The organism is Neobacillus sp. OS1-32 (assembly GCF_030915425.1).
Lineage (GTDB): Bacteria > Bacillota > Bacilli > Bacillales > Cytobacillaceae > Neobacillus > Neobacillus paridis.
Genome location: NZ_CP133263.1, coordinates 4,224,041 through 4,238,092, shown reverse-complemented (window position 1 = coordinate 4,238,092; position 14,052 = coordinate 4,224,041). Strand labels below are relative to the sequence as shown.

At 41.5% G+C, this 14,052-nt stretch carries 13 protein-coding genes; 3 read left to right on the top strand and 10 right to left on the bottom strand.

All coding sequences use genetic code 11. The features are described from left to right. Positions 1 to 170 precede the first annotated feature (170 nt). From RCG24_RS20795 to RCG24_RS20785, 3 genes are all read right to left on the bottom strand, one after another. On the bottom strand, positions 171 to 1,109 hold the full coding sequence (locus RCG24_RS20795) for a magnesium transporter CorA family protein (RefSeq protein WP_308077948.1): 939 nt from the start codon (positions 1,107 to 1,109) through the stop codon (positions 171 to 173). Between the two features lie 266 nt (positions 1,110 to 1,375). After that, the gene (locus RCG24_RS20790; RefSeq protein WP_308077947.1) at positions 1,376 to 2,272 is read right to left on the bottom strand and encodes a cation diffusion facilitator family transporter; all 897 of its coding nucleotides are present in this window, start codon (positions 2,270 to 2,272) and stop codon (positions 1,376 to 1,378) included. Between the two features lie 82 nt (positions 2,273 to 2,354). Beyond that, a complete protein-coding gene (locus RCG24_RS20785) occupies positions 2,355 to 2,498 on the bottom strand; it encodes a hypothetical protein (RefSeq protein WP_202655686.1) in 144 nt (47 codons plus the stop codon). A gap of 89 nt (positions 2,499 to 2,587) precedes the next feature. Here RCG24_RS20785 and RCG24_RS20780 point away from each other — a divergent pair, with 89 nt between their 5' ends. Then, a complete protein-coding gene (locus tag RCG24_RS20780) occupies positions 2,588 to 2,800 on the top strand; it encodes a YozQ family protein (RefSeq protein ID WP_202655685.1) in 213 nt (70 codons plus the stop codon). 141 nt (positions 2,801 to 2,941) lie between these two features. Here the strand turns inward: RCG24_RS20780 and RCG24_RS20775 are convergent, their stop codons facing one another. Beyond that, entirely contained in the window at positions 2,942 to 3,697 is a 756-nt protein-coding gene (locus tag RCG24_RS20775; protein WP_308077946.1) for a TraR/DksA C4-type zinc finger protein, read from the bottom strand. 208 nt (positions 3,698 to 3,905) lie between these two features. Here RCG24_RS20775 and RCG24_RS20770 point away from each other — a divergent pair, with 208 nt between their 5' ends. Continuing rightward, a complete protein-coding gene (locus RCG24_RS20770) occupies positions 3,906 to 4,061 on the top strand; it encodes a hypothetical protein (RefSeq protein ID WP_308077945.1) in 156 nt (51 codons plus the stop codon). A 14-nt stretch (positions 4,062 to 4,075) separates the two neighbouring features. Further along, positions 4,076 to 5,428 carry an amino acid permease gene (locus RCG24_RS20765; RefSeq protein ID WP_308077944.1) on the top strand — a complete coding sequence of 451 codons (1,353 nt, stop codon included), beginning with the start codon at positions 4,076 to 4,078 and terminating at the stop codon, positions 5,426 to 5,428. Positions 5,429 to 5,563: 135 nt separating this feature from the next. Here the strand turns inward: RCG24_RS20765 and RCG24_RS20760 are convergent, their stop codons facing one another. The 6 genes from RCG24_RS20760 to RCG24_RS20735 form a co-directional block, all read right to left on the bottom strand. After that, positions 5,564 to 6,190 carry a LysE family transporter gene (locus tag RCG24_RS20760; protein WP_202655681.1) on the bottom strand — a complete coding sequence of 209 codons (627 nt, stop codon included), beginning with the start codon at positions 6,188 to 6,190 and terminating at the stop codon, positions 5,564 to 5,566. A 93-nt stretch (positions 6,191 to 6,283) separates the two neighbouring features. Next, the gene (locus RCG24_RS20755) at positions 6,284 to 7,324 is read right to left on the bottom strand and encodes a glycosyltransferase family 2 protein (protein WP_308077943.1); all 1,041 of its coding nucleotides are present in this window, start codon (positions 7,322 to 7,324) and stop codon (positions 6,284 to 6,286) included. Between the two features lie 20 nt (positions 7,325 to 7,344). Beyond that, entirely contained in the window at positions 7,345 to 9,015 is a 1,671-nt protein-coding gene (locus tag RCG24_RS20750; protein ID WP_308079230.1) for a DUF6044 family protein, read from the bottom strand. 168 nt (positions 9,016 to 9,183) lie between these two features. After that, complete coding sequence (locus RCG24_RS20745) at positions 9,184 to 10,533, bottom strand: glucose-6-phosphate isomerase (RefSeq protein WP_202655679.1); 1,350 nt, start codon at positions 10,531 to 10,533, stop codon at positions 9,184 to 9,186. A gap of 866 nt (positions 10,534 to 11,399) precedes the next feature. Next, positions 11,400 to 12,698 carry an IS110 family RNA-guided transposase gene (locus tag RCG24_RS20740; protein ID WP_308077942.1) on the bottom strand — a complete coding sequence of 433 codons (1,299 nt, stop codon included), beginning with the start codon at positions 12,696 to 12,698 and terminating at the stop codon, positions 11,400 to 11,402. A 169-nt stretch (positions 12,699 to 12,867) separates the two neighbouring features. Then, positions 12,868 to 14,031 carry an iron-containing alcohol dehydrogenase gene (locus tag RCG24_RS20735; RefSeq protein ID WP_308077941.1) on the bottom strand — a complete coding sequence of 388 codons (1,164 nt, stop codon included), beginning with the start codon at positions 14,029 to 14,031 and terminating at the stop codon, positions 12,868 to 12,870. Positions 14,032 to 14,052: the final 21 nt, after the last annotated feature.

The window sequence follows — 14,052 nt, the reverse complement described above, 5'->3', positions numbered from 1 at the left end:
ATCACCCATCTCGTCTCTTTTTTATCATTATTTTACCCTATTAGCTTTTATTTCGAAATAATTATTCTGACTATTTAAATTTTAGCAAAAAAGTTGGGAAAATTTTTGATATCCCTGTTTCAAAGATTAAATTTTTTAAAAGAAAAACCAGCCTGAACAAGGCTGGCAATCTAGAAATATTTCTTTTTCCAAAAAACAAAAGCTGTTAAACTAGCAAAAAACCCAGAAATGACTAGCGGGATAACAAAGGAATAATGAATATGTTGAAATGGAATATTGACGTTCATCCCATAGAAACTAGCGACCATTGTCGGCAAGGCAAGAATAATCGTAATCGAAGTTAAAAACTTCATAACGATGTTCAAGTTATTTGAAATGATCGAAGCAAAAGCATTCATCATCCCTGTTAAAATCGTATGGTACGTTTCCGCCATTTCAATCGCCTGGGTTATTTCGATAATGACGTCTTCCAAAAGGTCCTTATCTTCTTCATACATTTTTAAATAATTGAAGCGCAAAATTTTATCCAAGACGACTTTATTTGCTTTTAATGAAGTCGTAAAATAAACCAAGCTTTTCTCTAATGCCAGAAAAGCGTACAATTCTTTATTTTTCAATGATTGATGGACGACCTTTTCAATATCATTGGTTTTCTTATTAATTTGTTTTAGGTACCGCAGATAATAAGATGAGATAACAAACAACAGCTGCAAGGCAAATCGTGTCTTTTTAAAGGTGAAAAATTCCTTCACACGGTTGGTGCGAAATTCCTCAATGATCGGGGAATCCTTTAAGGAAACCGTAATCATATTTTCCTCAGTCAGGACAATTCCAATCGGAATCGTTTCATATACAGCCATACCAGATTCATCATGAACGATATATGGGAAGTCGACAATGATATAAACCCGGCCATCATCACGTTCAATCCGTGGACGTTCCTCATCGTCCAGAGCGTCCCTAATAATATCTACATCCACCTGAGTATCATTGGATACTTTATTAATCTCCTCAGTCGTTGGGGCATACACATTTACCCAGCAGCCTTTTGAAATGACATCAACTTTTTCTAATTTCCTAGCTTCGGTGCTTTTAAAAATTTCCAGCATGTTAAAACCTCCCCACTTACTTTAATTGGGGAAGTCAACAACCCTTCCAGAGTTGATATTCTTGATCAATTCATAGAAAACATTGACTTCCCCCTGCCTACTGCTAGGGTCTGGATCCATGGAATAACTCAAAAATATCATCTCCTTTACAATAACCATTTATTAGGGTCTGACGGTCATGTTCCATACCGTCAGAATGAAAATTTTTTAATCCCTTCCTATCATAAACCGATTCTTCCGAAAGTACAAACCAGTTTTTTTGGAAATTAATTTTTATCCGCAAAATAAGGATTTAAATGAATCAACACCTCATGAATGTTATCGTTCCGTACCATCATTTCTTTTTTGATAGCCTTAGCCAAATCATGTCCTTGCTTGATTGTTTTAAAATGATCAATCGAAATTCTCAGATCGACTAAAACATAATGGCCGTGCTCCCTTGCTCTAATGCGGTCAATTCGCTTCACATCGGGAAATGCGCTGATAATATCAATATATTCCTGAATGATCTCATTGTTAATATTCCGCTCCAGCAATATATCGAAGGCTTCGGTTAACATCTCCTTGGCAATTCTAAAAATTAAATAGGCAACAAATATACTGGCAGCCTTATCACCGTATAAAAGGAAATGGATCTCGAAGCGCTGGCCAATAATCGAGAACAGGACCCCAATGGCAGCTGCAATGGAAGCAACAATATCCGCTTTATGATCAAAAGCAATTGCTTCAATTGCTTTACTGCTATTCTGCCTTGCCACCTGTAAGGAGCTGCGGTATAAAATCACCTTTGCAGCAAACGAAAAAACGGCTACCCACATCGCTAAGATGCTTGGTGATTCCACTTCCTGAAAGAATCCGGCAATACCTTCGTAGGCAACATAAATGGAAACAAGCAGGAGCAGCATCCCAACAATTTCGGAGACGATCACTTCAGCCTTTCCATGACCATATGGATGTTCTTTGTCGGCCGGTTTATTGGAAATTTTAATCACCAACAAGACAATAACAGAGGCAAATACATCAGCTGCTGAATGGATCCCGTCTGCAAAGACCGCGTCACTATTTCCAATCGAGCCAATGATAATTTTCCCTAAGGTAAGAACCAAGTTACATATTAGACTAATCCAGGCTATTTTTTTAGCCAGGGTTTCTCTCATGACCATTGATAGACCACCTTTTACAATCCAGTAGAACCATTGAAACTATACATCGTTTTAACACGGAAAACAATCATTTTGTCAAAATTTATCGAATCGAATCGTTCTCCTCGTTTTCCTGTTTCATCATTTCAATTTCTTCCATTATCGCGATTCTATTGATTTGGTCATGAAGAAAATGGAACGCTTCATCCAGCTGTTTACGGGATGGAAAGTCAGTTTTTTTATTCATATAGGCGACTCCTTTGATTTTTTATGAGTAATCCTGACAAAAAAAGACGAAAATACCGTTGAATCCATTTTAAAAAGGAGTGATACGAATTGGATAAACAGAAACAAAAAGCAAATCCCAAAAAGGAGGTTGCCGGGAGCTTCTATCACCCAAGTTATGATCATGAACATGATCAGCTTTCCTCAGGACTTGCGGAAACCCATGAGCAGGTTAGCGACGTCTATGCTGAGGGTGAAATTGGTGCGGTTATTGATAATGGAACCGGGAAACAGGTACCACTGCACAACAGTGACCAAGGGTAAAAATCAGAGAAAACAGCTTTTCAAAGGGAAAGCTGTTTTCTTAAGGTATGGGGGTAAAACGTGACTAAAACTCGGAATGAAGCATGAGTAAAATAGATTGCATTTCCAACTTGAAAACAGAAGGCTAAGTTCCTTTCTCCGCTATTCGTCATCCTCCACATACGGATCATGCTCAAATGCCGGCAGGTCACCAAAGCTTGTCATAGTGCCCTCTTCATCGAGTGCGTCTTCATATTGTTCATGCTGCATATTGGGGTAGACCGTGATATTTTTTCCATACATATCATTACCGACAAAATTTTCAAAATCCTCTACGTAGCCAATGTTTTCTTCTGACTCTATATACATGTCATTATAATGATCCATCGAAGAGGCTAAATCAGAAGGGGTTTCCGATGTTCCCCATTCTGCCACCGCCTGCCACGAATCTTCTGCATCGAAGGCCACATCTTCGTCTTTTTTGTCCATGTCGAACTTTCCCCATGGAGGCAGTAAGACCCCCTCTTCAATTGGGCGAATATGGGAAGTAACCTGATCTGGGCTATGTTCAAGGCAGTAGGTGGTATTGGGCAATGCCTCTAACCGCTCAATAGGAATGTCCTTACCGCAAACTTCACATTTCCCGTAAGTGCCATTTTCCATTGCGGCGAGCGCCTTATCAATATTGTTCAACTGGATTTTGTAGTGCTCCAACAAGGCGTTGTCCTTCCCTCGCTCAAATAGCTCAGTTCCTTCGTCAGCAGGATGATTATCATAGCTCGATAATTCCCCCATCGACTCATGCCAAAAGCCTCGCTCATAACCAAAATGATCATTCTGCTTTAGATGCTCTTCTACTTCAGCCTTTTCAGCTAATAATTGTAAACGTAAATCAGCCAGCTTTTCTGTTGATAACATCGTATCTACTCCTTTCAGAGAAAAGCGCGTGTAGATCACAAATTAAGTTCAAAGGATTAAATAGCTCTCCTATATTTTCAATTGTTTTGCAGTTGATTATGTACTAAATATTTAATTCCATCAAAATCCAAGTAGCGTTGCCGCATAAGAAACAACCTGAGGTGTATCTTAAGAATGAATAAATTACTTAGGAAAAGAGGAGATTCACATGATCAATCCTGATTTTGAAAGATTTAATCAAATTCAAAAGAAGCACCAGGGAGAACATTTAGGGACAGATCGCAAACAAAGAGCCGGACTCAACGATCGGGATTTTAATAATCAAGGCATTACGGATAAATCGCCGGGCGCGACTGGCCGCTAAGAAGGAGAAGGTGGATGGGAAAATCTAAGTCTGGGACGCAGGAAAACAACTTGAAATGGTGGCAGCTGTCATTATTTGGCGTCGGCTGCACAATCGGAACAGGATTTTTCCTTGGCTCAAGCTTGGCGATCAAAATGACAGGACCTTCGTTGTTAATTGCCTATATGATGGCTGCCGTTGGCACGTATATCGCCTTTGATGCTCTTTCCAGGATGACTGCACAGGAACCCCTCGATGGAGGGTTCAGGTCCTATGCCAAAAAAGCCTATGGCCGCTGGGCAGGTTTTAGCAGCGGCTGGGTCTATTGGGTCTCGGAGGTGCTGATTATGGGAAGCCAAATGACCGCTCTGGCGATTTTTTCCCGCTTTTGGTTCCCCAAAGTGCCCCTTTGGCTGTTTGCAGCAGGCTATGCGGTGCTTGGCTTGGTGGTTGTTTTAATTGGTGTCGGGTTGCTAAATAAGTTGGAAAATATTTTAGCCGTGATTAAAATATCAGCCATTTTAATGTTTGTTATCCTTGCGTTATTGGCTTTATTTGGGATTATTGACGGCGACCGCCCGATTGCATATCCAAATAGAATGAAGGAGATATTCCCCGGCGGCGTTATCGGATTGTGGTCAGCAGCCATTTTTGCCTATTACGCCTTTGGCGGGATTGAAATATTAGGACTGATGGCCACCAAATTGAGGGATCCGAAGGAAGCTCCAAAAGCCGGACGGGTGATGTTGTTTTCACTTATGATTATTTATGCCCTGGCAATTGGCCTTGCCGTTACCATGGTCTCATGGCATAAATTTAACGCCAAAGAAAGTCCGTTTGTTATCGCCCTGGATGCCTATAACCTTTCGTTTGTCCCGCATATTTTTAACGGGGCTTTAATTATTGCCGGGTTTTCTACAATGGTTGCTTCCCTTTATGGGGTGACAAGCGTGTTAGTTACCTTAGCTGAAGAAGGCGATGCTCCCGTAAGTTTTTCAAAGAAAGGAAAATTAAAGGTACCGCTGCCGACCCTGATCCTGACAATGCTGGGAATTGCCGCTTCGGTTATTTCCGCATTATTAATGCCTAATCGTATTTATGAATATATTACGACTGCTGCCGGGTTAATGCTGCTCTATAATTGGATGTTTATCCTTGCCTCGACGAGAAAACTGCTGAAGCTTTCGACAAGCGATAAAATTAAATATGTCATTGGGGCTGTGTTGATTTTAATCGCAGTCAGCGGAACACTTTTTCATCATACAAGCAGGCCGGGGTTGTTTATCAGCTTAGCCTTCATTGCTGTAATTGGCGGGATTACTCTGATTATGCAGGCAAAGTGGAAAAAAAAACGGAAACGAGTACTCTCCCCATGGCCGACTGCCTAAGCAGCAGATGGCAGGATACGTTTATTGACAAATAGTCGCCTTGCAGATAATCCGTTTTCGTGTGATGTCTCATTTAAAGTCCCCAATGGCAAACTGGACAAAGGAAACAGCTAGCGCTTATCATGCTAGCTGTTTTTAGGTAAATAAATTTTCAAAGGCCTGAAAGCCAAAGTAGCACCCAAAGCCAATTAACGACAGACCGGATAACAATGAGATGGTCACTAAAAGCTGCGAGGTTAAATATTTGCGGAAACTGCTAGCGACACTCGCCATCGCAATATCCCAGATTAACAACCCAATAAATATTGCGCCGCTGTAAAGCACTAATTGACTGGTCTTATAAACCGCCGCGGTTTTGGCAAGAACAGATCCATAAATCCCTAGCCAAAAAAGAATCGTTAAGGGATTAGAGATTGACATCAGGAAGCCGGTGAGAAAAGCTTTGATTAGCGGCTCTTTCGTTCTTGCATATTGCCAGTGGATTTTTCCGGCATTCATGATCGTTTCAATCCCGGTATAGATAAGGATAAAAAAACCAAACAGCCACAGCAATGTTTGCATAAATTCTGTTTCCAAAAACCTGACAACGCCTATGTAAACGATCAGCATATAAATCCCATCAGCGATGACTGCTCCGACTCCCACAAGCCAAGAATGTAAAAATCCCCCTCTGATGCCGCGATCAATTTGGGCTGCATTAACAGGACCAATCGGAGCAGCCAGCGATAGTCCCAGCAAAATGTAGCTCAAAAATATATTCATGTTCATTCTCCTCCCCGACTGTGAAAAAGCCTGTCAACCTATTCATATTCACGTTGCGGGGGTTGTACGACATAAAAATTAGCAGAGAAATTTCTATTTGCTCGTTTCAGATATCTTTCGATAATCACGGCGAACGAGGTCTTCCTCTCCCGGCTGCGATAGCAAATGGCGCTTTGGCATCGGCAAATTAAAGGTATCGATATCAATAATAAACTTGGGCCGCTGCTTCGTCTCCTTATAAATTTTCCCGATGTACTCTCCAATCAGGCCGATGGCGATTAATTGAAGGCCGCCAATCAGCCAGATGGAAGTAATCAGTGATGTCCAGCCTGTCTGAGTATAGCCGAGAAACTTTAGTGTTAAAAAGTAACTGCCAAAGGCGAGGCTCAACAGAAAAGAAATCATGCCCATAACAAGCACGAAACGGATCGGCGAAACCGAAAAAGAGGTGATGCCATCGAAGGCAAAGGCGAGCATTTTTTTCAAAGGGTATTTCGTTTTACCGGCCTTTCTTTCCAAACGGTCATAAAAGACAACATCGGAACGAAAACCGAGAAGCGGCACGATTCCCCTCAGGAACAGATTTACCTCTTTAAACCGCGCCAGTTCTTTGACTGCCCGCTGGCTCATTAAGCGAAAGTCTGCGTGATTATAGACAAGGTCGACACCCAGGCTTTTCATTATTTTATAAAAGCCTTGTGCTGTTGTTCGCTTAAAGAACGTATCTGTTTCACGGCCTTTCCGCACTCCATAAACAATCTCACAACCATCATGGAACTTTACGATAAATTCGCGGATGACTTGAATATCATCCTGCAGGTCAGCGTCAATTGAAACAATACAGTCGGAGCGTTCGGCTGCTGCCTGCATTCCCGCGATCAATGCGTTCTGGTGGCCGACATTGCGGGCCAATTTCAGCCCCTTGACATAATGATTTCTTAATCCTTCTTTATAAATAATCTCCCATGTCCGATCCTTACTGCCATCATCGACAAAGAGAATTTTACTGCGATCGGAGACGAGTGCTTCATCAATCAGCCCAGTCAACAGTCCATGAAGGCATTTAATCGTTTCCGGTAAAATTTCTTCCTCGTTAAAGCACGGTACAACAATAGTAAGGACTGCGTCGCTCATGCTAGATTACCCCCTGAAGTCTACATTGTCTTATATAAGTAAATTTTCCATGCCGACAGCTTTGAGACGAATACTTTTTCCAGCGTTAACTGATTTTCCTCAGCATTATCAATCGGTAGTGCGGAAAAAATATAACGTCCGCCCATTTGCTTAAACACAGCAGTATTTAACTGCAAATCCTTCAAATGCCGCTTGGAGTCTTTCTTGATCATGTACCGCTTCCCGAGCTGAGCAGTAAAAATATAGCAGCGGCCGCCCCATTTATCAAAATACTTGCGAATCGTTTTATTTTTTGCCAATTCCTTTTCGATTATTTTTCTAAACTGATGTTTATAGCTTAATGGGTAAAAATTATTATACGTATCAAGGGTATAAAAGCCGTTGTACTGAGCAATCACAGGATGGATGCCAATGCTGGCCACGCGGTACGCATCCTGTGGCAAGCCAATATGTTCCTTGATTTCCCCGAACAATTCCTCGGCATAAAATTCCCTCACGGTCGGTTTTTTATGATAAATGATTTCATCATTAAATAGTCCCAATAATAATATTTGCATCACTGCCAGCCACTTAGCAGTTTTCGCCCAGCTGAAACCTTGGAGAGAAATGATCTTTAAAGCGAGAGCGAAGCTGGCATAAATCACAAGCGGTCGTAAAAAATGGTAGCGGGCAAAATTAAAGGTGTCCATAAAATGGAATTTTTTAGTTAATGGCAGCCAGCCTTCATAAAACCAAAAGGCATACCAAAGCGAGAGGATAAAATTTACAGCAAACAGAAACACAAAGACTTTTTCCTGTTTCCAGAGCTTTTTCGAATAGACAAAGTAAATCGCAATCAAGGTGGCCGGCAGAATGAATAAGGTATGGACTGTCATTACATGGGTATGACCAAGGATATAGTTTTTAAAGGTCAGACGTACCGCCCGCCAAAAGGGCAGTTCAGCATGAAAATATTCATCCCGGCTATTCGGCTCTCCTTTAAAAAGAAACGAATACACTAAGCGATATTCGACCAGCAGATAAATAAATGACATGTAGAGAATTGATAACAAAAAACGGAAATTCCAGCCTTTCCCACGGACTACATCGACCAGCCAGAAAATTCCCATTGCCGTTAGGAAAAAGAAAAACCCTAAGACAATACTCGAATATAAAGGTAAAAATGTCAGCACGAGATAATCCTTCAACGAGCCCGTGCCATTGCGAATATTCAGGAACGCCCAAAGTGCAAGCGGCATCCCCAATGTACTCAGCATTCCGGACGGCCAAAACGGTGTCAGGGCAAAGGCAAGGGCTGTGGCGATATTAAGCTGCTGCCATTTCACTCCGGGAAGCAAATGAGTCTTTAATAGCAAATACATCCCGAAAAAGGCAACAACCCTTGTCAAGGCTTGGCTGAAACCATAGGCCACCATGGTTGGGAACAGGGCATATAGCCAGACGATCACGCTGTACTCTGTTCCAAAGGCGTTACGTGACAACAGGCCGTTGATGATTTGCGGAATGACCCCATGAATCCCGCCAAATAGTTCCCCGCTTCGTGCCAGCACCTTATACCAGCCCAAGTTGGAATCCAAATTATCATGGACCCGGATATGCGCATTTTCCTGCAAGATAAACAGCGGCGAGAGATAGATTGCGATCACAATCAAAGCCAAGACAATTAATCTCCGCTCGTTTCTCGTTTCCATCATGATATTACCTGCACCTCAAAAATCTCGTATTAATGGGTTGTTTTACCTTTAAACTGTGCAAAGACGGAAAAATTATACTTTATGGCACAAGCAAACGCAGAATAATCCACAAAAAAGAGAAGGGAATGATGATAATCCCTCCTCAATCGTGATTTATGCATCTATTTATTTTAACCGTTTTTCCAATTCGGCCTTTTTCTCCTCGTAGCCAGGCTTGCCTAAAAGGGCAAACATATTGACTTTATAGGCCTCGACACCGGGCTGATCAAATGGATTCACCCCAAGCAAATAGCCGCTCATCGCGCATGCCTTTTCAAAGAAATAAACGAGGTAGCCAAAGGTATATTCATCCATTGCCGGAATCGTCACGATTAAGTTTGGCACTCCGCCATCGGTATGAGCAAGCATGGTGCCCTCAAATGCCTTATTATTGACAAAATCAATCGTTTTTCCAGCCAAATAATTTAACCCGTCTAAATCATTTTCCATCGCTTCAAGCGTTAACTCGTGACGCGGCTGTTCAACTTTGATGATGGTCTCAAATAAGTCCCTGCGCCCCTCCTGAACATATTGCCCAAGAGAATGAAGGTCAGTCGAGAAGTTTGCAGAGGAAGGATAGATTCCTTTTTGGTCCTTGCCTTCACTTTCACCAAATAACTGCTTCCACCACTCGGAAAAATATTGCAGACCCGGTTCATAATTGATCAGCATTTCGATGGTTTTCCCTTTGTTATATAAAATGTTTCTTACAGCAGCATATTGATAAGCCAAATTATCTTTAAGTTCAGATTGGCTAAAATCCGCTTGTGCTCTAGCTGCTCCTTCCATGATTTTTTCAACATTGGCTCCGCTTACGGCAATCGGCAGAAGGCCAACTGCTGTGAGCACTGAGTAGCGGCCGCCGACATCATCCGGGATTACAAAAGTTTCATAGCCTTCGTTATCCGCCAATGTCTTTAAAGCTCCTCTAGCTTTATCTGTCGTTGCATAAATCCGTTTTTGCGCTTCTTTCGCACCATATTTTTCTTCTAACAACTTACGGAAAATTCGGAAGGCAATCGCCGGTTCCGTCGTCGTTCCTGATTTGGAAATAACATTGATCGAGAAATCTTTATTTTCAATCAGGTCGATCACGTCTCGCATATAAGATGAACTAATATTATTGCCGACAAAAATGATCTGCGGTGCATTGCGTTTTTCCTTCGCCAAGGCATTATAAAAGCTATGATTCAACATTTCAATAGCTGCCCTTGCCCCAAGATAAGAACCGCCTATCCCAATGACGAGAAGGACGTCGGAATCAGCTTTGATTTTTGCAGCCGCTTTTTGAATTCGGGCAAATTCCTGCCTATCATAGTCAGTGGGAAGGTTGATCCAGCCTAAAAAATCGCTGCCGGCTCCTGTTTTTTCATGAAGGGAATGATGTGCCACCTTGACGGCATCTTGTAGATATGTAATTTCATGTTCACCAAAAAAGGCGAGTGCTTTCGAGTAATCAAAACGAACATGTGTCATCTCCTGATCCTCCATTCTTTTATTTTCAATAATCACTTTACATGATGGAAATTAGATTATCAAGGAAGCCCCTGTAATGTAAGCGCAACCTATTTTATAAAGAAAACTCGGCGATTGGCGAGCCTTTAAGGCGGTTCATGAGGCGTAGTTACACTTATGCCTGATAGGAAAGTTTTTATACTCCCTCATAAAAGTAAGTTTTTCTCTTGTTTTCTCTGTTTTTCTCAGTATTTCGTATTACTTTGTTTGAACGCTATATGAATGACAGTCAAGAATATTTATTTTGTTAGGAGGAGGGCATAACTAAATAAACCCTCCTCTTTCATATTTACAGAAAAAGGGTTTTCATGAATAATATGGTCGCTCAACGGACCCACAATATTCATGGCGGCATACCCTCCCATTTCTCACGGCGTCATATGATCCATATGCGCATACATTCCTTCGTTCTGCCTATCCAATGAAGTGGGGTCGGTGTTGCTTTCCTGCGGGGTCTTTGCCCAAAAGTATAAATATTACCGACTGCTCCGAGCTTCTGATGTCAAAAAACAATTTAACACTGTTAAAAATCTAATGAAAACAATTAACCTTACAAAATTTAAAAGCGTTACCTGTTAAATCATATATTTTGTATTTCTTTATTCTTCGGAGGAGGAGAGCAAAAGTAACCTTCCTCTCCATAAATAGCCTTTTTAAACATAAGTTTCTCATATTTTTGAAGGATATACTCCATGCTTTCATGGGAAACGGAAGTATCTCCTCTGTCTGACATATTTCACAAGATGGGGTCGGCGATGCTTTCTTACGGGGTCTTCGCCCATTAGTATAAAAACTTGCCAACTGCTCCTTAATTTTTATTGCGAGGATTATGCAGCCTGCTTTATACGATCTTCCATCCCTTGAAAATGGGGGATATCCTTTAACATTTTTTCTGGACTAAATGCTACTCTCTTTTTGCCAACCGTAAACAAAACACGGATTAACTTACAACATAAAGCGATCATCGACTGTTTTTTCTTTAATGGGTTTTCATTTCTAGTTGTAAAATATTGATGTAAAGCTTTAAATGCAGGGTTCTGAGCGATTAGCGGAAGAACAACTTTAAACAATAAAGAACGCAGTTTAGGCCGTCCCCTTTTGGTTATAATTGTTTTCCCTTTCCACTTTCCTGAAGTCGCTAATTTAAGATTTAACCCAGCCAATTTTATGATTTGTTCTGGTGATTCATAATTTTGAAGGTCTCCTATTTCAGCGAAAAACCCTGCAACTGTTGTTTTAGCTACTCCTTTTATTGAAATCATTTCCTCAACGCCAGGAATTTGATTTAGAATCTCTTCTATTTCCCTCCAGACCGTCTCTAGTTGTTCTTTAATAAGGGAATATTGGGCTAATAAGGTTTGTAATTTAAGTCTAGCCAGACTTCTCCCTTCTTTGATTCCAATTGAGTTACTAGCTGCTTCATGGAGGTTTCGCACTTTTTTTATTCCTACTCCACGTTTTACTTCTTTCCGAATTTCAGAAAGGAGTTCTTCTTCCGATCGTTCCAGCAGCTCATCGGGAAATAAACCCATTCGTAAGATTTGTAATGATGCTTTCCCTTCCCATTTACCAAATGCTTCAATATATTCCGGGAAGTATCGATCAAGCCATTGATGAACGCGCCCTTGAACAGCCTGCAGATCCGTTATAAGCTGATCATACAGGTTCATACCTTCCCTAAGCTCTGAATAAATGCCTTCGGGCAAATTAGGTTCTGAGTAGCGTCCCTCTTCGATTAATCTTGAAATTACCCGGGCATCTTTTACATCATTTTTCGTTGGAGAATTATCATCCAACTCCTTTGACTTTTTTACATGGGCTGGGTTAACTACAACAACCTTTAAATTTTTGTTTTTTAACCAATAGGCAAGTGGTAACCAGTAATGTCCAGTAGGCTCCATGCCAAAAATTTCAACTGTTTTTGCATGCTTTATTTTCAATGTATTAACCCAGTTTATTAGACTGGTAAATCCTGATAAAGAATTTTTAAACGTAAGCGGTTTTCCAAACTGAATTCCCCTAAAATCCTGGGCACGGGCTACGTGCTTATGCTTAGCAATATCGATTCCAATAATTAACGTGTCTTCAGTAAGTTGTAAAATCTTATTATTTTGTTTATACTTCATTTGAGTCCTCCTTGGTTCAAGTTAAGGGTCCTGTGCACTGGACACCTCGTATCATACCAAGAGGACTTTTTTGTTTCAAACTTCATTTTTGCTTGAATACAGGAATGCTTTCCTATCGGCCAAAAAAATGTCCGACCACACATCGGACATTTTTTCACACTCAATTGTTTTAAAGGGAGGCACGATAGATGGCTAACACATCTTCCCGGTTTAATTTAGAAAAGGTACCAAACTCACCGTTCGCCATTGCCCGGTCCGCCATAACATCAAGCTTGCTGTCATCAATATCGTAGTCAGCCAGCCGACTCGGTGCTCCGATACTGTTCCAAAACTCCCGTAATTTTTGAATCCCTTCCAACCCTGCTTGTTCTGCAGTTTTTCCTTCAGGGTTAACCCCAAAGACTCTGACAGCCATTTGCTTAAACCGCTCCGGTTTCACAGCGAGATGATGCTTCATCCAATGCGGGAAGAGAATGGCCAGCCCGCCGCCATGGGGAATATCATAAACGGCCGAAACGGCATGCTCCAGATTATGCGTTGCCCAATCACCGCGGTAGCCCATATTCAAGATGCCGTTTAATGCCATCGTTCCGGCATAGAGAATGGTGGCGCGATGTTGATAATTTTCCAGGTCTTGGAGCAATTTTGGCGCTGTTTCCATGATCGTCAATAGCAGGGATTCACACATCCGGTCTTGGAAATCAGTGTTCTCTTCAAGGTGAAAATAATGTTCAAACACATGCGACATCATATCGACGATTCCATAAATGGTTTGGTTCTTTGGCACCGTAAAAGTATTTACCGGATCAAGAATCGAGAATTTCGGGAATGTGGCAGGGCTTCCCCAGCCGTATTTTTCGTTCGTTTCCCAGTTGGTAATCACTGAGCCGGAGTTCATTTCCGATCCTGTTGCCGCAAGTGTCAATACGGTCCCGAAAGGCAGAGCTTCGTTGGCAAATGCCTTCTTAATCACTAAATCCCAAGGATCTCCGTCATATTTGGCTCCCGCAGCAATTAACTTTGTACAATCAATGACACTGCCGCCGCCCACGGCAAGAAGAAAATCAATGCCTTCCTGTTTACAAATTTCAACCCCTTTTCTGGCAGTTGAAACCCGAGGATTTGGTTCAACACCGGGAAGTTCAAAGACTTCTGCAGCGATTTCCTCAAGCAAGCTCGTTACCTGTTGATAAAGACCAGATCGCTTAATGCTGCCGCCCCCATAGACAAGCAGCACTTTTTTTCCATATTGGGGAATTTCAGATTTTAATTTCTCGAGCTGCCCTTTTCCAAAAATTAATTTTGTAGGATTATAAAATGTGAAATTTTCCAAGGTGTATCCCTCCTATGCTAT